The 19,288-nt window shown below is 51.7% G+C and carries 14 protein-coding genes; all 14 read left to right on the top strand.

Translation table 11 applies throughout. From position 1 onward, the window contains the following. Positions 1 to 153: 153 nt before the first annotated feature. The 14 genes from ACQKPA_RS10020 to ACQKPA_RS09955 all read left to right on the top strand — a co-directional run bounded on the left by ACQKPA_RS10020 (position 154) and on the right by ACQKPA_RS09955 (position 19,267). Complete coding sequence (locus tag ACQKPA_RS10020) at positions 154 to 1,461, top strand: polysaccharide deacetylase family protein (RefSeq protein WP_427491779.1); 1,308 nt, start codon at positions 154 to 156, stop codon at positions 1,459 to 1,461. 270 nt (positions 1,462 to 1,731) lie between these two features. Further along, a complete protein-coding gene (locus ACQKPA_RS10015; protein ID WP_194540930.1) occupies positions 1,732 to 2,202 on the top strand; it encodes a DUF1641 domain-containing protein in 471 nt (156 codons plus the stop codon). Positions 2,203 to 2,234: 32 nt separating this feature from the next. Then, the gene (locus ACQKPA_RS10010; RefSeq protein ID WP_427491776.1) at positions 2,235 to 3,410 is read left to right on the top strand and encodes an NAD(P)/FAD-dependent oxidoreductase; all 1,176 of its coding nucleotides are present in this window, start codon (positions 2,235 to 2,237) and stop codon (positions 3,408 to 3,410) included. A 312-nt stretch (positions 3,411 to 3,722) separates the two neighbouring features. Beyond that, positions 3,723 to 5,501: a sensor histidine kinase gene (locus ACQKPA_RS10005; protein ID WP_427491774.1), complete on the top strand. Its 1,779-nt coding sequence runs from the start codon at positions 3,723 to 3,725 to the stop codon at positions 5,499 to 5,501. Next, the gene (locus ACQKPA_RS10000; RefSeq protein ID WP_427491772.1) at positions 5,476 to 7,029 is read left to right on the top strand and encodes a response regulator; all 1,554 of its coding nucleotides are present in this window, start codon (positions 5,476 to 5,478) and stop codon (positions 7,027 to 7,029) included. Before ACQKPA_RS10005 ends, ACQKPA_RS10000 begins: the two co-directional genes overlap by 26 nt. A 140-nt stretch (positions 7,030 to 7,169) precedes the next feature. Continuing rightward, the gene (locus ACQKPA_RS09995) at positions 7,170 to 8,492 is read left to right on the top strand and encodes an ABC transporter substrate-binding protein (protein ID WP_427491770.1); all 1,323 of its coding nucleotides are present in this window, start codon (positions 7,170 to 7,172) and stop codon (positions 8,490 to 8,492) included. A 30-nt stretch (positions 8,493 to 8,522) separates the two neighbouring features. Continuing rightward, on the top strand, positions 8,523 to 9,473 hold the full coding sequence (locus tag ACQKPA_RS09990) for a carbohydrate ABC transporter permease (RefSeq protein WP_009591117.1): 951 nt from the start codon (positions 8,523 to 8,525) through the stop codon (positions 9,471 to 9,473). 31 nt (positions 9,474 to 9,504) lie between these two features. Continuing rightward, positions 9,505 to 10,338: a carbohydrate ABC transporter permease gene (locus ACQKPA_RS09985; RefSeq protein ID WP_427491767.1), complete on the top strand. Its 834-nt coding sequence runs from the start codon at positions 9,505 to 9,507 to the stop codon at positions 10,336 to 10,338. A gap of 187 nt (positions 10,339 to 10,525) precedes the next feature. After that, positions 10,526 to 12,073 (top strand): response regulator transcription factor, encoded by a 1,548-nt coding sequence (locus tag ACQKPA_RS09980; protein WP_427491765.1) that lies wholly within the window; start codon positions 10,526 to 10,528, stop codon positions 12,071 to 12,073. A 17-nt stretch (positions 12,074 to 12,090) separates the two neighbouring features. After that, a complete protein-coding gene (locus tag ACQKPA_RS09975; RefSeq protein WP_427491763.1) occupies positions 12,091 to 13,935 on the top strand; it encodes a histidine kinase in 1,845 nt (614 codons plus the stop codon). Further along, positions 13,907 to 15,439 carry a response regulator gene (locus tag ACQKPA_RS09970; protein WP_427491761.1) on the top strand — a complete coding sequence of 511 codons (1,533 nt, stop codon included), beginning with the start codon at positions 13,907 to 13,909 and terminating at the stop codon, positions 15,437 to 15,439. Before ACQKPA_RS09975 ends, ACQKPA_RS09970 begins: the two co-directional genes overlap by 29 nt. 126 nt (positions 15,440 to 15,565) lie before the next feature. Beyond that, the gene (locus ACQKPA_RS09965; RefSeq protein WP_427491759.1) at positions 15,566 to 17,263 is read left to right on the top strand and encodes an ABC transporter substrate-binding protein; all 1,698 of its coding nucleotides are present in this window, start codon (positions 15,566 to 15,568) and stop codon (positions 17,261 to 17,263) included. Positions 17,264 to 17,345: 82 nt separating this feature from the next. Beyond that, on the top strand, positions 17,346 to 18,305 hold the full coding sequence (locus ACQKPA_RS09960; protein WP_427491757.1) for an ABC transporter permease: 960 nt from the start codon (positions 17,346 to 17,348) through the stop codon (positions 18,303 to 18,305). Between the two features lie 2 nt (positions 18,306 to 18,307). After that, positions 18,308 to 19,267 (top strand): carbohydrate ABC transporter permease, encoded by a 960-nt coding sequence (locus ACQKPA_RS09955; protein ID WP_427491755.1) that lies wholly within the window; start codon positions 18,308 to 18,310, stop codon positions 19,265 to 19,267. Positions 19,268 to 19,288: the final 21 nt, after the last annotated feature.

Below are 19,288 nucleotides of genomic sequence, written 5' to 3'. Positions count from 1 at the left end.
TGATAATGAATGTAGGAATTGAATTCAGTTTACTAGTAATGTGAAGATAAATCAAGACAAAGAAAATATCAAATCCTAGTCTTTTTTTGAAACGCCCTCCATATAATCTATCAGGAAGCCGAACTCATAGAAACGATGGAGGTAGAGTTGATAATGAAAAATATGGTGCGGGTAACATCAATTGCGGTATTTTTCGGCGTGTTGGCATTGCTGATTATGATCGGTATGGGGCTTGAGGTCCAGCGGCCGATAGACATATATGTGGAACAGGCTCCTCTGGCATCGGCGCCAATGACAGTAACTCGGCAGGATGTACAGGTGAAGCCGGAAGAGCCCAGCAAGCCAATCGTCACGACTGCATTCAAGAATACATCGGAAATGAACGCCGCACCTGTTCAATATAAGAAACAAAATGACAAAACGGTATACCTGACATTTGACGACGGGCCATCGGATCTGACGCTTGATGTTCTGGATATTTTGAAGGGGGAAGGAATTAAAGGCACATTTTTTGTACTGGGCAAGGAGGCGGAGACCCGTCCCGAAATTATCAACCGCATCTATGAGGAAGGCCATGTGATTGGGAATCATACATATGATCATCGTTATGACGAGCTCTACGGGCATTTTCAGGATTTCTGGGGGCAGATTAAGAAAACGGAGGAAATCATCCGTTTGATTACAGGGGAACGGCCGCAGCTGGTCAGAGCTCCCGGGGGGACGGCCGGACATTTTGACGAAGCCTATTTTCAATACATGAAGCAGGGGGGATATCATGTATTCGATTGGAACGTCGACAGCGGCGATTCCAGGAATAGGGGCGTCCCGGCTAAGGACATCGTAAAGGGGGCGACCACGAAAGTGAACGGCAATGAGGCGATCGTGCTTCTTCATGACGGTAAAGGGCATGCTGAAAGCGTAAAGGCCCTGCCGGATATTATTTCCTATTATAAAAAGCAAGGCTATGCCTTTGACGTATTGTCGCCGGAGATCCAGCCTGTTCAATTCCGTGCCCAGCAGAGTGCACGTAAGGCTTCGCAGCCTTCAAAGCAGTGGATTCGCGAGCATGTCACAGCCAACGCCGCGCTATTTGAGACCGGGAGAACGCTGGCTGTGGAATTCGGAGGAATGGAGACTGCGTTCGCGGCAGGTGAATACAAAATGGTGGACGGCCGGTTGATGGTACCGCTGCGATCCCTGGTGGAGCGGCTCGGCGGAAGCGTGTCCTGGAAGTCTCACAACAAGACCGTGCATGTGACGCTGGCAGGGAATCGCTGGGAAGCCGACCCGGTGGGTGGCTTGCTATTCCCCATGCAAACAGGGGGCAAACCGGTGTCTTCGGATGTTCATTTAATCGGCGGTACCGCTTGGATTCCGCTTCGGGAAGCGCTTGACTTTTCCGGCCGCCCTGTTACAAGAGTTACATATGAAGAAAGCGAGTATCGCGTTCTAACTTTGTAGTCGAAAATTGCATTTTATGTTTGTAATTATGCTTCACAAGTTATAGACTAGTACTTAGAGATATTTATCACAATCCCTAAGATTGTTTCCGAATAAAGGAGGGGGAAGTTTCCCCCTGCTTTATTTTTGGCGATAGTGAGTCACCCATAAGTTCGCACTTTTGTAAGTGATGCATAATAGATACCGGTTATCCCAAAATTAAAGCTAGCCGGTTCGATCGTCGCCAAGTTCATCTTGGGAATTCACTTAAAGAAAAGGAGGCAATTCTTTATGACAGAAACATCTTCTCCACAGCCGTCCGAAACTCCGGAAAATGTTGTAGGAAACCAAGAAGCTGCGGCGTCCAGCCGTCCTGATGTGCTGCTCGAACAACTGCTCAAGCCCGAGGTTCAGGAATCCCTCACAACTCTCGTGGACAATCTTCCAAAACTTACGGAAATGCTGACCGTCATGACCAAAGCTTATGACTTCGGTAAATCCGTAGCTACGGATCCCGTGCTTGCGGAAGACACTATGGCTTCCCTTAGCGGATTCGCGAAGCCGATCACGACAGCAGCAAAAAGCGTTGCATCTGCAGCCATCGAAGCCGGAGACCGTGTACACGCTCAAGGCGACCAAGCTCAGATCGGCGTATTTGGTCTGATGAAAATGCTGAAAGATCCTCAGGTTCAAAAGGGTCTTCGCTATGCTCAGGCTTTTTTGGACGTTCTTAACGAGCGCGACCAACAAAACAAGCGTTAATCCATAAATCATACGAAGAACGGAGGATGGTCATGTCTAAACATATTTTAATTTTGGGCGGAGGCTATGGCGGCTTGCTTAGTGCGCTTTCTGCACGCGAGCATTTTGGTGCTGCTGCACAAATCACGCTGATCAACCGTTTCCCAACCCATCAGATCATTACGGAATTGCACCGTCTGGCAGCAGGCAACATCGCAGAGAAAGCAGTAGCTTTGCCGCTCGACAAGCTTCTGCGCGGCGCGAACGTTGACCTGCGCATCGGCAACGTTAAGGAAATCAAGCCGGATGAGCGTTCGGTTTCCCTCGATGACGGCGGAAACTTCACCTATGATGCCCTGGTTATCGCACTGGGCAGCGAAACGGCATTCTTCGGCATTCCGGGACTGCAAGAGAACAGCTTCATTCTGAAGTCCGTGAACGATGCTAATCGTCTGCGTGCTCATGTGGAGTCCCGCATTGCGGAATACAGCAAAACGAAAAACAAAGCGGACGCTACCATCGTGGTTGGCGGCGGTGGCTTGACAGGCGTTGAGCTTGTTGGTGAATATGCCGATATGAGAAGCGAGCTGGCTCGCAAATACGGTATCGACCCACAAGAAATCACGCTTTATTGTGTTGAAGCAGCTCCTTCCATTCTGCCGGGCTTCCCTGCCGAACTGGTTGACCGCGCGACAACAAGCCTGCAAAAACGCGGCGTGAACTTCCTGACCGGATTGCCGATTACCAAAATGGACGGTACAACCGTTGAACTGAAAGACGGCAGCACGATCGAAACCAGCACATTGGTATGGACTGGCGGCGTACAGGGCAACTCCGTTGTGGCTAACTGCGGCATCGAAGTCAACCGCGGACGTGCGGTTGTCAACGAATTCCTGCAATCCGCTTCCCATCCTGACGTATACGTTGCCGGCGACAGCGCGGTGGTTATGGGACCGGAAGGCCGTCCATATCCGCCAACGGCACAGCTCGCATGGCAAATGGGCGAGCTGATCGGCTACAACATCTTCGCTCAATTGAATGGCGGCGCACCAGCTTCGTTCACACCGGTATTCTCCGGTACGCTCGGCAGCTTGGGACGTAAAGATGCCATCGGTACCATTGGCGCTAACAAGACCCAATTGAAAGGTCTGCCTGCAACCTTGATGAAAGAAGCAAGTAACATGCGTTACCTGTCCCACATCAACGGTTTGTTTACACTGGCTTACTAAGCCTAGAAGGCGGCATTATATCCACATATAAAGAGATGGACCCGAGATTTTCGGGTCCATCTTTTTTTTATTTGCGCAGTCCAAACATAAGCAGATGGACTTAGGGACATCGACATGAAAACATAATACGATGATTACACCCGGGAGCGAGGGATACAACAGGATCTTCATGGTGCTCCGGAGCGGGATGTTAGAGAAGGAGGTAAGGGAAAGGCAGAAGGTGAAAAGGAAGAAGAAAGAAGGTCGAATAGTTATGTAAGCGCTATCGTAAAAGGTTCGCAGTTTTCATTTTATGAAACGGAGGGAGCTTGTATGCGGGGATATCATCGTCTTCATTCCATTGTCACTCAACTGTTTTTGTTTTTTTTCATCGGCACAACACTCCCGGTTCTCATTATGGGGTTCCTGTCGTATAACAAATCGGCCTCGATCGTGGAGGAACAGGTCAGTAAAGTGGCTTCCCTCACCATCACCCAAGTCAGTGACAAGCTGAACATGTTCTTCAAGAAGCTGGACGACTCCTCGATGATGGTGCTGAACAGCAAGGTGGTTCACGGCATACTAGAGGATCAGGATATCAGTAAGTATGACCTGACGTTGAAGGTGAAGGAGGGAAAGGACCTGCTGACCTCCATCATGATTAACTCGCCGGAGATATTGGACGTATACGTGTTTGACGTGCAGCGGAACAATTCGGTCCTCAGTGCCGATTCCTTGATGTCCATCCCGGACCAGTGGGATTCTCCATGGTATCGATCGATACTGGAGGCGAACGGACAGGCGGTATGGTTCGGCTTGTCGGATACCTCCTACCTGAAGCAAACGGGAATGGGATTTCCGGTCTTCGGACTAGGCCGGGCGATTCGGAGCTGGGATACAGGGGAGATTGTCGGGGTCATGTTTATCGAGATTATGGGGGATGTCCTGATTGATGAATTAAACCACGTCCAGTTCGGGGACACGGGGTATATGTACGTGGCCAATGACGAGAATCGTTACTTCTATCATCCGGATCCTTCGATGTACGGGAGGCAGTCCCGGATCAAGCTGCCCTCGGGTTTGACGGAGTATAACTTGAACAACAACAAAACGCTGATGATCCCCTCGCGCCTGAACAACGGCTGGCATGTGGTAGGCATGGTGCCGCTGAAGGAACTAACGGCCGATTCCGCCAGCATCCGGAGCTTCACGGTCTGGATTGTATTCGGATCGATTCTGGCAGCGATCGGCATGGGTTATTTCATGACGCGGAAAATCGGCAATCCGCTCGTTCACTTGAGCCGCTTGATGCGCAGAAGCGAGGCAGGCGATTTATCGGTCCGCAGCAAGAATGTAGGACCCAGCGAGATCGGTCAGCTGGGCAGAAGCTTCAACAAAATGATAGAGCAGATCGACCTCCTGATCCGGCGCATCGCCGCGGAGGAGTCCGAGAAGAAAAAAGCCGAAATCCGGGCGCTGCGGTATCAGATCAATCCCCATTTTCTCTACAATACGCTGAACTCGATCCGCTGGATGGCCAAGCTGAACCGGACGAATGACGTGGATCAATCGGTTACGGCCCTTGTTCATCTGCTGGAGGGGAGCCTGGAGCGCAATGGGGTGTTCATACGCCTTGGCGATGAACTGGAGCTGCTCCGCAAATATATGATCATCCAGAATTACCGCTATGACCACCAAATCGAGTTAAGGGTCGATTGCCCCGAGGAGATGGAGGGCCTTTATGTCCCCCGGATGCTGCTGCAGCCGATCGTGGAGAATGCGATCTTTCACGGAATTGCCCCGCTTGATGAAGGGGGCGTCATTCAGATCAGGATAACATCGCAGCATCAGGATGTTATGGTGCGGATCGAGGACAATGGAATCGGCATTAAGCCTGAACGAATCGAGGGACTGCTGTCCTATGAGCAGGATCACTCCAAGCATGGCATGACTCATATCGGCCTGCGTCATGTTCACCAAACGGTTCAGCTGTATTACGGCAGCAGATATGGGGTATGGGTGGAAAGCCCGGAAGGCGGAGGAACGCGGGTCACGATCACGTTTGCGAGACAAAGGGGGGACGATTATGTACAGAGTGCTGCTCGTGGATGACGAAGCGATCGCGCGTACGGGACTGCGCTCGACCTTCGACTGGGAGAAATACGGTTACCGGCTAGTGGGCGAGGCCTCGAATGGACAGCGGGCCATGAAGTGGATCGTAAAAGGGGATCTGGACATTCTGATCACGGATATCGCGATGCCGGTCATGGACGGGTTGGAACTGACCCGTCGGACAAGGGAGCTTTGTCCTTGGGTAAAGGTACTGCTGCTCAGCTGTCATAGCGATTTCGAATTCGTGCGTGAAGGCATAAGGCTTGGCGCTTCCGATTATATTCTCAAGCCGACGCTGGATGCGGACTCTCTGGGTGCCGTGCTTGATCACATGCGTCTGAAGCTGGAAGAGGAGAAGCAGATGCAGCGGATTCTGACCGAGCATGAGCAGCAGCAGCGGCTGAATAAGAAGAAGGCCGCCGAGAAAATGCTCTTTCAGGCGCTTTCCGGAGAGCCGGGCGCAATCGCCGGCCTGGAAGCACGAAATCTTAACGGCGCTTATATGCTGGCCGTGCTCCAGCTTGATTCTGATCCAGGGACTGGCGCGGCCGGGGTGCAGCACAAGGATTGGCATGACGAGATCGAGCGGTTAATGGAACAGCTATATGACCAGGTGCCGGAGGCGCTTGCAGTTCGGCTGGAGACGGACCGGATCGCTGTATGCTTGCCGTTAAGGGACGAAGCAGATCGGCAGGTTTTAGAGCACGAAGCGGCTATCCATCTGCCGATCCGATGCACCATCGGGCTCAGCAGGAGATATAACAGCATGGATAAGCTGCAGGAAGCGTTTCGAGAAGCTAGCGAGAGCCTGGAGGGCCTCTTCTTCCATCGAGATCGACAGATTCTTCGGGCAGAGGAGCTCCCTCTTACCGATGCCGATTCGGCCCAGAAGACGTCTGCTTCCGAAATGCAGGCCCTAAGAGCCGCCCTGGCGGTCGGAAACATGGTCAAAACCGAAGAGCGGCTGCAGTCGGTCATGCAGCACTGGCAGCCCGGGCGGATGAAGAAGCCGGAGGTCCTCCGGGAAGCAGAGGAACTTCTGAGCTTGCTCGCTATGTTTTATCTTCCCGGCGGCCCGCCGCTTCCGCAGATCGGGGAAGTGGGCAAGCTTCGTTCGGTGGAGGAAGTGAAAGAGCTGGTGCTCCAGGGCTTCCATACCTTGCGTGAGGAGGCTATGCGGCACCCCTTACCAGAATCCACGCTGCATGAGCGGATCGTGCTGCAGGCCGTTCAATATATTAAGGCGCGCTTTTCCGAGCCGATCTCCCTGCAGGAGGTGGCGGACGAAGTGGCCGTAAGCCGCAACTATTTTAGCGAAATGTTTAAGCGCGTCACCGGACACAACTTCATTGACTATGTGATTGATCTGCGGCTGAAACGGGCCAAGGAGCTGCTCTCCACAACATCGCTGCGCGTGTATGAAGTGGCGGATCGCTCCGGATTTAATGACGTGAAGTACTTCAGCAAATTGTTCAAGAAGATGGTAGGCATGACGCCCGCGGAGTACCAGGGACAGCATCGGAAATAAGGGGAATTTCATAGGATCGGAAAAGAATCCACTTTTTCGGAACAAAATCCGTTCAAAAGCTTTTTGTCAAAATTTTATAATTAAAGCGTTTACAAGAGCTTGCCAGCGAGTCCAAATCTGGTTTGAATGGAGGAAATGAAATGACAAGGAAACAGGTGAGAGGGTCATTGCTTGCAATCATTCTTCTACTATCATCCATACTCCAAGCGTGTGGAGGCGGTGGAACATCAGAAGGTGGGGAGTCCGGAAGCGGTGAGAAGGTCAAGATCAAATGGGCGACCTGGGGAAATCCCGGCGAGCTTACCCGCTTTCAGGAACTCACGAAGGACTTTAATAAGAATCACTCGGACATTGAGGTCGAATTTATTCCGATTCCGGGCGAGTATGATCAGAAAATATTAACCCAATTAACAGGAGGGACCGCCCCGGATATCTTCTATGCAGGGGACGCCCTGGTCGTGAAACTGATCGAGAATCAGAGCATTGAGAATTTGACGCCGTATATGGACGCACCGGAAAGCGTGATCAAGAAGGAAGATTATTTTGAAGGCTTGTGGGGCGCAGCCGTGCGGGATGGTCAGACCTTCGGGGTGCCGGTGGACTGTAATCCGATGGTGCTGTGGTACAACAAGAAGGTGCTGAAGGAAGCAGGGATCACCGAGAATCCAGCCGATCTTCAGGCGAACGGACAGTGGACCTGGGACAAATTCAAGGAAATGTCGGACAAGATCCGGGACAGTAAAAAGTACGGCTACGTGCTGGATAACTCCTGGAACAGCTATCACAGCTGGGTTACTTCCAACGGCGGCCGGGTGTACGACGACGAAGGGAACTTCGTAGCGGCTTCGGATCCGAAGGCGATGGAGGCGTTCCGCTTCCTGTACGACAACGTGAAATCCAAAAACATTACTTTCTCCGGCACGCTTCCCAAAGGGCAGGGCGGGGATGCCATGTTTATGTCCAACCAGGTCGGATTCGTTGCTGCAGGCCGCTGGTACCTGCCGCTGTTCAAGAAGAATCAAGGGCTTGAATATGACGTGGTCACATGGCCAACCAATACCGGCAATAAAATCGAGCCGGCCGGTATCCCGACCGCATACATGGTGATGAACAAGGCATCGAAGAATAAGGAAGCGGCATACACCTTCTTCTCCGAGTACGTAAGTAAAGAGGGTCAACGTTTCCGCCTGCAGGGCGGCGGTAATGCCGTCCCGTCGGTACAGGGAACGGATGAAGTGGTGCTGGAAGGCAATCTGCCGGAGCATGCCCAGTTATTCCTGGACGCTCGTGAGATCGGGTATTCCCTGACTCCGTTCGAGGCCGGCATTCCCGGGCTTAGCCAGGATATTACGTCCAAGTTCGAGGCGTTGTGGCTGAAAGATCAGGATCTGGAAAGCTCCTTGAAGGATATTCAGGATATGGCCAACAAGAAAATTCAGGATTACAAGAGCGGCAAGAATTGATCCAGCTCTGGGGAGGAACGGTGAGATGAAATGAACATGCAGCCTGCAGGAAGCTCCGGAGCCGCTCCTTCTCCGGAGCGGTTTCCGGAGAGGAGAACGACCTTAAAGAGCAAGACGTCCGACGGTTTATGGGGCTACTTTTTTATCTTTCCCCAGATGATCGGCTTGATCGCTTTTTCATTGGTCCCTCTCATCTCGGCTTTTGTCATCAGCATGATGAACTGGGACGGCATGGGAGCCAAGAAGTTTATCGGTCTCCAAAATTTCGTGTCCCAGCTTCAGGATGAGGAGTTCCATATCGCACTGGTGAACACGGTGTATTACACGATTTTGTCGGTACCGACAGGCATCGTTCTCGCCATGCTGGTAGCGGTAGGCTTGAACCGGGTTCGCGGGAAGATTCTGTACCGGCTGATTTACTTCATGCCGAACATTACGATGTCCGTTGCCGTCGCCGTTGTGTTTATGTGGCTGTTCAACGCCGACTTCGGCCTTATTAACATGTACCTGCAGCAGTGGTTCGGGATAACGGGCCCCTCCTGGCTCACGGATTCCAGGTACGTGATGCCTTCGATTGCCCTGCTGAGCGTCTGGATGGGACTGGGAGGCAACATGGTGCTGTTCCTTGCCGGGCTTCAGGGTATATCGAGAAGTTATTACGAGGCGGCCGAGATTGACGGCGCCGGCAAATGGCAGCAGCTGATCCATATTACGATACCGCTGCTGTCCCCGACGACCTTTTTCGTAACGATCATGTCCATCATCGGTTCCTTTCAGGTGTTCGACCAGTCGTTTGTCATGACCTCCGGCGGGCCGGCGAAGGCCAGCTATACGCTTGTCTATCACATCTACGAGACGGCCTTTGCGGACTTTACCTTTGGCAAGAGCACGGCGTCGGCGGTCATCCTGTTCGTGATGATTCTGTCGCTTACCTTGTTCCAGATGAAAATGTCCAAACGGTGGGTGCATTACGAAGACTGACGGTCGAACCTTTAGGAAGGAGGGAAAATGAATGATACATCGGGGATTGAGGATGTCCACCGTGGTGCTGCATATCGTGCTGATCCTAGGCGCCTGCATGATGGCCTTGCCGTTTGTGTGGATGGTGCTGAGCTCGCTCAAGGATTTGTCGCAAGTATTCGTCGTGCCGCCCAAGTGGATTCCGGACCCGTTCATCTGGTCCAATTATAAGGATTCGCTGACGGCGCTGCCGTTCGGGCGTGCGTATTTCAACAGCTTCTACATCAATATAATCGTCGTAGTTTCACAGCTGGTAACCTGCTCCATGGCGGCTTATGCTTTTGCCAAAATCACGTTCCCGTTCCGGGAGCCGCTGTTCATTCTGTTTCTGGCAACCATGATGGTGCCGGGACAAGTGACCATTATTCCGCTTTATCTGATCATGAAAAATATCGGATGGCTGGATACGCATCTGGCGATTATCGTCCCTTCTGCGCTCCTGAACGCCTTCGGGGTGTTTCTGCTCCGGCAATTCTTCAGAGGCATTCCGAAGGAAATGGAAGAGGCCGCCATCGTGGACGGCGCGAATCGCTGGACGATCTACGCCCGGATCATGATTCCTCTAATCAAACCGGCTTTATCGGCACTCGGGATTTTTACCTTTCTCGGGATGTGGAACAACTTTTTTAACCCGCTGATATTTCTCAGCAGCACGGATAAGTTTACCGTGCCGATGATGCTGAATTTGTACCGGGGCATGTATTCAACGGATTGGACACTGATGATGGCGGGGGCCTCCATTGCGCTCGTCCCGGTTCTCATCGTGTATATCATAGGGCAGAAATATATTATTGAAGGCGTTACTTTATCCGGGATTAAGGGGTAGGCGAGCTTAAGCAGCCCGTAAGCGGAGTTCTTGTATAGGAACCCGCTTACGGGTTATTTGTGTTCTGACCAGGATACCAATATAAAGCAGAGGAGCTGCAGTATATTCTCACAGATATACTAGTATGGTAGTATAAGGTAAAATGAGTACGCTTACATCTAACATATCATGAAGGGGGACGAGGGTATTGTTCAATGTACTTCTGGTGGACGATGAACCATGGGTTCTGGAAGGACTTCGAACCATGATCGATTGGAACCGGTTTGGATTTCAAATATGCGGAGAAGCTCTGAGCGCTCCGGAAGCGCTAAAGTTAATGGAACAGTTGAAGCCCGAGCTGGTGATGACGGATATCCACATGCCAGTCCTGAACGGCCTGGAATTGATTGAGCACAGCAAACGGATACTGCCTCTTCCTCCGAAATTCGTTATTTTGAGCGGATATGATGATTTTGGGTACGCGCATGAAGCCATGCGCCAACGGGTCGCCGAGTATTTGCTGAAACCGATTGATGACGAGGAGATCGAGGCTGTGCTAGCCAAGCTCAGCCATGAGATCCAGGACGAACGAGACGCTGAACGCAGCTACCGGAAGAAAGCTGGCCTTGCCGTCCATTATTTGTTGAACCGGTTCATTCGGGACGAGTTGAGCCCTGATTTGGCCGAGCAAGCCAGCAAAGCGATGCAAATCCAGGGCGAGCCGCTGCTGCAGTGCCTATTGATTGAAACAGGGATTACTGAAACGGGAGTGGATTGGATCGAATGGATGGACGATTACGGGCTCCCGAGCTTGCTGGGATGCTTCCAGGACAATAGCGGGAGCATCGGAGTGGTGCTGCATGTCGAGCATTCGACCCCGGATGAGGTTATGGAGACTGCGCTGCAATTGCAGTCTGCTCTGGCCCGGGAGCTTGAAGGGCCGGTTATCGTGGCGTTAAGCGGCACAGGGGGAGGAATCCAGGCAATCGGAAAGCTTTACAGGCAAAGCTCGGAGGTGCGCGACGATAAGCGAAGCCAAGGCAGAAGCGGAGTGTTTTGTTACCAAGAGCCGAGAGGAGCCGAGCGGCTCCGGGGACTTCCCTTCGGATGGATGGACGAATTGCTTTCCGTGATTATGGCGGGGGAGCATGCGTCCATCGAGTCATGCTTGGCGCGGATTTTTGCGGCCATGACCGATCATCTCCTCCATCTGAGGGCTCTTCAAGCCGATTTGGCCGATCTGGAATTAAAGCTGTGTCGAAGAATCGCGGAGATGAATGGAGATCCGGATCTATTCATGGACCGGCTGCAAAGGAATCTTGGTCATCTGAGTGATACTTGCCATAAAGCACCGTTGAAGAATTATATGCGGTTGCTCGCGTTTGAGGCCGCTTCGCAGCTGGAAGAGTTAAGCAAGCTTAACGAACACAATACCATTTTTCAAGTGATTCAGTATGTCGACCGGGAGTATCGGAGCAGGCTTCAGCTTCAGGATTTGGCACGACATTTCCATATGAACGCCACCTATTTGGGACAGCTGTTCAAGAAGCATGCAGGCAAGCCGTTCAAGGAATACCTGAATGACAAGCGGATCGAGGAGGCCAAGCTGCTGCTGAAACGGAGCGGAATGAAGGTTTCCGAGGTTGCGCTCTATGTCGGGTTCCCGAACGCGGACTATTTTATCCATAAGTTTAAGCTGACAACCGGGATTCTGCCCTCGAATTACAAGAATCATGTTGAAAGCAAGCAGCGCTAAACCGGGAGGGTGCCTTCATGAAGAGGATGTTCAGGCTGGGGAATTTCGTGAACGATATTCCGTTGAAAACTAAATTTTTTCTTATTTTTGTCATTGGTGTACTGCTGCCTATTCTGGTGGTCAACCTCATCTTTATGGATCGGATGTCGGAGCTGATCCGGGAGAGAGAGGAGCAGAACCTCGATATCTCGATGGAGCGGGCTAGGAAGGATATTCATAATTTCATCGACGGCGGGGTGGCTGTAAGTCATGCGCTGAGTACGGATAAGACCCTTTACGAAATGCTCGATCGTGAATATGAGTCCCAGCTGGACTTCTACGAGACCTTTGATGAGCAGCTCCGTAATCGGGTAACCAGCTACATACCGGTTAACAACCAGATTCAGCGGATTAGCATCTTCACCGAAAATTCCACCATTGTGTCCGGCGGCAATTATCATGTGATCAACAATAATGTGCTCGAGAGCGACTGGTATGCGTTGTGGAAGAGTTCGGCCCATCCGGTGCTGGTGGCGGCATACAGGGCTACGGAAGCAAGCAACTCGGCTTCGACGGCCCCGTATTTAAGCGTCATTGAGAAGATGGATTATTTTGATGGTTATTCCACTTATGAGAAGCTGCTTCGCATCGACATCGACCTGAGCAAGATCTATGACGTCATTGTACGGGAACGCGATTACTTGGATATGTATTTGGTGAACGAGAACAATGAGATTATTATGTCGGCCGGCAGCGGTTATGAAAGAGGGAAGTACAGCGCGTATTCGAAGTTTGATCTGGGGCAATACGATGAAGAGGATCGGCATGTGTTCTCGATCGGAACGGCCAGGTACGTGAAGGGTTGGAAGCTGATCGGCATCAACCGGGGCAGCCGGATCACGAGCGCCATGCTGGATATGCAGATGTTTACCGTTGTATTGGCAGCGGTTGTTACGCTGGTTGCGGCGGTCTTTATTACCATTATGCTTCGGTCCTACAATTACCGGGTGAAGCGTTTGTCCCGTCATATGCAGAAGGTGAGCAACGAGAAGTTCGACTTGATTGAACTGGACGAAGGCCGGGACGAAATCGGTGGACTCATCCGGAATTTCAATCAGATGACAGCGAAGATGAACTCCCTGATCAACAATGTGTACAAGCTGGAGATTCAGAAGAAAAGCCTGGAGATGGAGCGGGTTCGGGCTGAATTGAACTTTTTGCAGAGCCAAATGAATCCCCATTTCCTGTTCAATACCCTGAATGCGATATTGGTCGTCTGCACGAAGAACCGATACACGGATGTGACGGATATTATCAAAAGCTTGTCCAAGCTGCTTCGCAGACTGCTGAGCTGGAGAGAGGATTTGGTTTCCGTGGAGGAGGAAATCAGATTTATCGAAATGTATCTCAAAATCGAAAAATTCCGCTTTCGGGATAAATTCGAATATCAATTCAACATCGATGTGGAAGCGCTTCATTATAAAATTCCGAAAATGAGCATTCAACCTCTCGTTGAGAATGCATGCAAATATGGCCTGCAGGCGATGGATGGAGCGGGTCTGGTGACCATATGCGCTTCGGTTGCCCGTGATTATCTTCGCATCGTCATTACGGATAGCGGTAAGGGCATTGAGCAAAGCAAGCTACGGGACATTATTCTCTCGGTTCGCAACGAGCAGTTCTCGGGCAACAGCTTCGGTATTCGAAACGTATATCGGCGGCTGGAGCTGTACTACGACGATCATGTCATGTTCAACATTGCCAGCACCCCGAATCAAGGGACAACCGTTTCATTCGAGATTCCGATCCGGCTGTTGGAGTCTCGGGAGTTAGAAGGCGGAGAGGGGGAGAACCATGCCATTCAAAGTGCTGTTGATCGATGACGAACCGGGTGCGCTGGAAGGGCTGGCGCTGTGGATCGATTGGGAACGCTTGGGGTTTAGCGTCTGCGGAACCGCGGGCAACGGAGTGGAAGGCTTGAAGATGATTCATGGGCTTGCGCCGGATTTGGTCATTACCGATGTGAACATGCCGCTAATGGACGGACTTCATATGATTGAAACCTGGCAGCAGCATCACCGGGATAGCGGTGTAAAGTTTGCCATCATGAGCGGCTACAGTGAATTTGAATATGCAAGGAAGGCATTGCGGCACGGCATCCATCACTACATGCTGAAGCCTATTATTGCAGAGGAAGCCGAGGAGGAGCTCGGCAAGATTCATGCAGAGATGATGCAGGAGCATCGCAGATTAAGCCTGAGCGCGATTGCTAAGAGGGAAGAGGATGTTTCGCTGATCATGCAAACGCTTCTGGAGATGCCGCTTCGGGCTAGCGGCCTGTCGAAGCTTCAGGTTTTATCCTCCGCCCATCAAGAGTGGAACGTATGTCTGATCCAAGCAGAGTCTGCCTTGTTTCCTGCCGTCAGGGAAACCGTCGCCCGCTTGTCCGCCCACGCGAATTCGGAGTATGTCATCGATCTGGAACCGAACCGGCTTGGTTTGGTGTACGGTTATTCCACTGACAACGGGAGCGTACCCTCAGGCACGATCCGCGAGCTGCTCCGCCATTATGCAGGACAGCGGCTTTTTATAGCTGTAGGAGAAGGCCAGCAGTCTCTGGTGCAGATCCGTCGCTGCTACGAGACCGCCAGGGAAGCCATCGAGCATCAATTTTACGATCCGGCGTACGGCGGGATGATTTCATATGAAGAGGTACGGGATCGGCCGTTTCATTATCGTTACCCCACGAACCTGATGGATGATGTCATCAGGTCCGTGGAACTCCTCGACAAGAAGGGATATCGCGAGGCTGCCCGATTGGCTGCGTCCACGTTTGTGGAGCAGCGAATCGCGCCGGGGATCGTGAAGAAAATGGTGATCCATGGTTTGTATAAAATTATGGATTTGGTAAGGGAGGCGGAAGGTGCGGAAGCTCGAATCCTGGCAGCCAAATCCAATGCAGCTGGATTAACGGACGGAACCACCCATTTGAACGACTTGATGGGAGAGCTGCTGCGCTTCGGGGAAGAGTGCATCGAGCTTCTTCTCAAGGAACAGGCCCGGCATTCGCAAGGCGTAATCCAGGAGATTAACGATTATATTCGGCAGCACTACCGCGAGAATCTGACCATTAAGCGATTGGCGGAGCTTTTTTATCTTCATCCGGTCTATCTCGGCCAGCTGCTGATGCGTAAGAATGGGATTGGCTTCAACGAACTCATACATAATTTGCGGATTGAGGAAGCGGCCGCGCTGTTGAAGCAGAACAAGCTGAAGAACAGCGAAATCGCCGAAAGGGTCGGCTACAGCCACTACAACCAATTCCTTAAGCATTTCGAAAAAAGATGGGGCATGGCACCGAATGAGTTCAAGAACAGGATGTTCTAAAGTTTTTAAGGTTAATGCTTTAATTATAGTATAGTCCGCCTTTGAAAGCGCTTTTACAATAAAGGAAGGTTACATGAAGAGGCGTAACGACCAACGGTGTAACCACATTATGACGGAGGTGCTTTTATGGGGGGGAAGACAAAATCATGGCTTCGGCTCAGCACGGTGTTGCTGTTGTCGCTTTGCATCGTCCTTACGGGCTGCGGGGGCGGAAACGGGAATAGCGGGGCCCAGCCGGAAGCAAAGGACTCCGCAGAACAAACAACACCCGGGACGGACGGGGATAAGATCGAACCATTTGAGGTGAGTGTTTTTATTGGAGAGGCTGGGCAGCAGCCGACGCCGGATAACAAAATCTATAAGAAAATCAAGGATGAGCTCGGCGCCACCTTCAACTTTGAGTTTCTGGCCGGCGATATCAATCAGAAACTGGGCGTTATGATTGCCGGTTCCGATTATCCGGATATGATGACTGGAAATACGAAGCTTACAGCGGCAGGCGCTTATATTCCGCTGGAAGATTTGATTGAGGAGCATGCTCCCAACTTGAAAAAGCATTATGCAGACTACTGGAACATGATGAAGGACCCGAATGACGGACACATCTATATTCTTCCGAATTATGGCGTGTTCAACGGCAAGCTGAACAGCACCTGGTATTCGGGACCGGCGTTCTGGATTCAGAAGGCGGTGCTGGAGGAGTTCGGTTATCCAAAGGTCAAGACGCTGGATGAGTACTTTGATCTGATCTCCAAGTATAAGGAGAAATACCCGACCATTGACGGCAGCCCGACGATCGGGTTCGAAATCCTGAATTACGACTGGAGAAACTGGGGGCTGTTCAACGCCCCGCAGCATTTGATTGGACATCCGAACGATGGAGGTGTCGTCGTTAAGGATGGCGTTGCCGAGGTATTTGCCAACAAGGATTATGCTAAGCAGTACTACCAGAAACTGAACGAGATGAATGCGCAGGGACTGATCGACAAAGAGACCTTCGTGCAGAACTATGACCAGTATCTTGCCAAGCTTTCCAGCGGTACGGTGCTGGGGATGTTCGATCAGCACTGGAACTTCCAAAACGCGGAAAACTCCCTGATTACGCAGGGTAAGGATGAAAGAACATATGTAGGCATTCCGCTGGTCTACGACGAGAGCATCAAGGATCATTATCGCGACCGCGGGCCGCTCAACCTGAATAATGGCTTCGGCATCAGCGTGAACGCCAAGGATCCGGTCAAAATCCTGAAGCTGCTCGACGCCTTGATTACGGAGGATTGGCAGAAGGTATTGAGCTGGGGAATCGAGGGCGAGGATTACATCGTGAATGACGAAGGCCGCTTTATGAAAACGCAGGAGCAGCGTGATGCGTTTACGGACGGGACCTGGAAGCTGGCGAACAAAGCGGATGCCTTCTTCGGCTTCGCACCGAAAATCGAAGGAAGCTACAGCGACGGCAACGCGACGGATGCGGCGGCTCAGCCTGAGGAGTATAAAGCCGGCCTGAAGGAATACGACAAGAAGTTCCTTGAAGCTTACGGCTTTGACAGCTACGTGGACTTCTTCAGCGAGCCGCCGGAGAACGAGGTGGCCTACCCGGCATGGACAATTGATTTGGTTGAAGGCTCGGAAGCGAAGGTGGTCAACACGAAGCTGAATGACCTGTCTACCAAACACTTGCCGAAGGTCATACTGGCCAAACCGGCCGATTTCGAATCGGCATGGAGCGAGTATACGGCCGAAATCGGAAAAATCAACATCAAGGCCTATGAAGACCGAATTAACGAACAGATCCAATGGAGAATCGATAATTGGAGTAAATAACCGGTTGAGAATCAGAGGGTGGAAGGCGAGCTATTAGCCTTCCACTTTCTAAAATTAAGGTTGGTGGGGAGAGCAGCTTGATATGGAGACCTTAGCGAAAAAAAGAGCCGTCCGGCCCAAAAGGGGAAAGAAACAGTCCATCACATGGACCCTCATCAAAAATCAGAAGCAGCTGATCCTGATGTCAGTCCCGTTGATGCTGTATATTATCCTGTTTGCCTACGTTCCCGTATGGGGCTGGACAATGGCTTTCCAGGATTACAAGCCGGCCAGGGACTTCGGGCAACAGACGTGGGTGGGGCTGAAGCACTTTAAATTCCTGTTTACGGACGACAATTTCCTGCGCGTGCTGCGCAACACGGTAGGCATGAGTTTGATCAACCTCGTGCTTGGGTTTGTTACTGCCATTATTTTGGCGCTGCTGTTAAACGAAATCAAGAAAGTATTCTGGAAACGAACCGTCCAGACCATTTCGTATCTGCCCCATTTCTTGTCCTGGATTATCGTAACGGGCATCGTGGCTACCTCGCTTGCCTCGGACGGCATTATTAACGATCTGTTGATGAAGCTTCGGATCATCCAGGAACCGATTCTGTGGTTGAGCGAGGGGAAATATTTCTGGGGGATCGTCGGGGGCTCCCATGTCTGGAAAGAGGTGGGCTGGAACACGATCATCTACTTGGCTGCCATTGCTTCCATCGACCCTGCGCTTTACGAAGCCGCTGAAATCGACGGGGCCAGTCGCTATCGCAAGATGCTTCACGTGACGCTTCCAGGCATCAAGGCAACCATCGTGATCCTGCTGATTATGTCCATCGGACACATTCTTGAAGCCGGATTCGAAGTGCAGTATCTGCTTGGCAACGGGCTCGTAGTGGACTGGGCGGAGACGATCGATATCTTCGTACTGAAGTATGGAATTGCGCAAGGGAACTACTCGATGGCAACGGCCGGCGGGATCTTTAAGACGGTGGTCAGCGTCACCATGCTGCTGCTTGCCAACTGGACCGCGAAGCGGCTTGGGGAAGAGAGGTTGTTATAGACATGGGAAATCAGCAGCTCAGCCCGCAAAATGCGGCAAACGCTCCCGTGAAGAAAGATATCGTTAGAACGCGCGTGGAGCCGGTTCTGTTCAATACGTTTAACACCGCTTTTATGATCTTCCTCGTGATCGTGACGCTGTACCCGTTCCTGAACACGATTGCGGTGTCGTTCAATGCTGGGAACGATACGATCCGCGGCGGAATCTACCTGCTCCCGAGGGAGTGGACGCTGCAAAATTACAAGGCGGTGTTCGCTTCCGGGACGATTTATGACGCATTCTGGGTCACGGTGGCCAGAACCGTTCTCTCCACCGTATTGAATATCTTCCTGACGACGATGCTGGCGTACACGTTAAGCCGGCGCGAATACGCCTTCCGCAAGCCGATTACGCTGGTGTTTGTGTTAACGATGTACTTTAACGCCGGTTTGATCCCGGGTTATTTCCTGATCAAGGATTTGAATTTGCTGAACAGCTTTTGGGTATACATCCTGCCGTCCATGGTGAGTGCGTTCAACCTGATTGTGATCCGCACCTACATCGGCACCCTTCCCGAAAGCCTGGTCGAATCCGCAAGAATCGACGGCGCGGGGGATTTCAAAATCTTCATGCAAATCATCTTCCCGCTGTGCAAGCCGGTGCTTGCCACGATCGCGCTGTTTGTAGCAGTTGGCGCATGGAACACATGGTTTGACGCCTTCCTGTATACGTCTTCAACGCAGAAGCTGAGCACGCTGCAGTACGAGCTCATGAAGCTGCTCTCGTCAAGCATGAATTCCAACAGCAATCCGAATGTCGCTGCTGGCGCAGGCATGAACCAGGATTCGGCCGCCGCCATGGTAACGCCGTTGTCGATACGGGCGGCCGTAACGGTCGTGGCCTCCGTTCCGATTCTGGTGGTATACCCGTTTCTGCAGAAATATTTCGTTGTTGGATTGAACGTGGGCAGCGTAAAAGAATGACCAAGGTTTCGCTATAGGACA

Origin of the sequence: Paenibacillus sp. NPDC093718 (assembly GCF_050279985.1) — a bacterium.
Classification (GTDB): Bacteria; Bacillota; Bacilli; order Paenibacillales; family Paenibacillaceae; genus Paenibacillus_AQ.
Note: the sequence above shows the minus strand (reverse complement) of the source record. Positions and strands in the feature narration are given on the sequence as shown.

Bases quoted from the DNA above. Each gene is read 5' to 3' on its own strand.
- ACQKPA_RS09990 (WP_009591117.1), top strand. From the start codon at position 8,523: ATGAACATGCAGCCTGCAGGAAGCTCCGGAGCCGCTCCTTCTCCGGAG.
- ACQKPA_RS10005 (WP_427491774.1), top strand. From the start codon at position 3,723: ATGCGGGGATATCATCGTCTTCATTCCATTGTCACTCAACTGTTTTTG.
- ACQKPA_RS10015 (WP_194540930.1), top strand. From the start codon at position 1,732: ATGACAGAAACATCTTCTCCACAGCCGTCCGAAACTCCGGAAAATGTT.
- ACQKPA_RS10020 (WP_427491779.1), top strand. From the start codon at position 154: ATGAAAAATATGGTGCGGGTAACATCAATTGCGGTATTTTTCGGCGTG.
- ACQKPA_RS10000 (WP_427491772.1), top strand. From the start codon at position 5,476: ATGTACAGAGTGCTGCTCGTGGATGACGAAGCGATCGCGCGTACGGGA.
- ACQKPA_RS09995 (WP_427491770.1), top strand. From the start codon at position 7,170: ATGACAAGGAAACAGGTGAGAGGGTCATTGCTTGCAATCATTCTTCTA.
- ACQKPA_RS09985 (WP_427491767.1), top strand. From the start codon at position 9,505: ATGATACATCGGGGATTGAGGATGTCCACCGTGGTGCTGCATATCGTG.
- ACQKPA_RS09970 (WP_427491761.1), top strand. From the start codon at position 13,907: ATGCCATTCAAAGTGCTGTTGATCGATGACGAACCGGGTGCGCTGGAA.
- ACQKPA_RS09960 (WP_427491757.1), top strand. From the start codon at position 17,346: ATGGAGACCTTAGCGAAAAAAAGAGCCGTCCGGCCCAAAAGGGGAAAG.
- ACQKPA_RS09975 (WP_427491763.1), top strand. From the start codon at position 12,091: ATGAAGAGGATGTTCAGGCTGGGGAATTTCGTGAACGATATTCCGTTG.
- ACQKPA_RS10010 (WP_427491776.1), top strand. From the start codon at position 2,235: ATGTCTAAACATATTTTAATTTTGGGCGGAGGCTATGGCGGCTTGCTT.
- ACQKPA_RS09955 (WP_427491755.1), top strand. From the start codon at position 18,308: ATGGGAAATCAGCAGCTCAGCCCGCAAAATGCGGCAAACGCTCCCGTG.
- ACQKPA_RS09965 (WP_427491759.1), top strand. From the start codon at position 15,566: ATGGGGGGGAAGACAAAATCATGGCTTCGGCTCAGCACGGTGTTGCTG.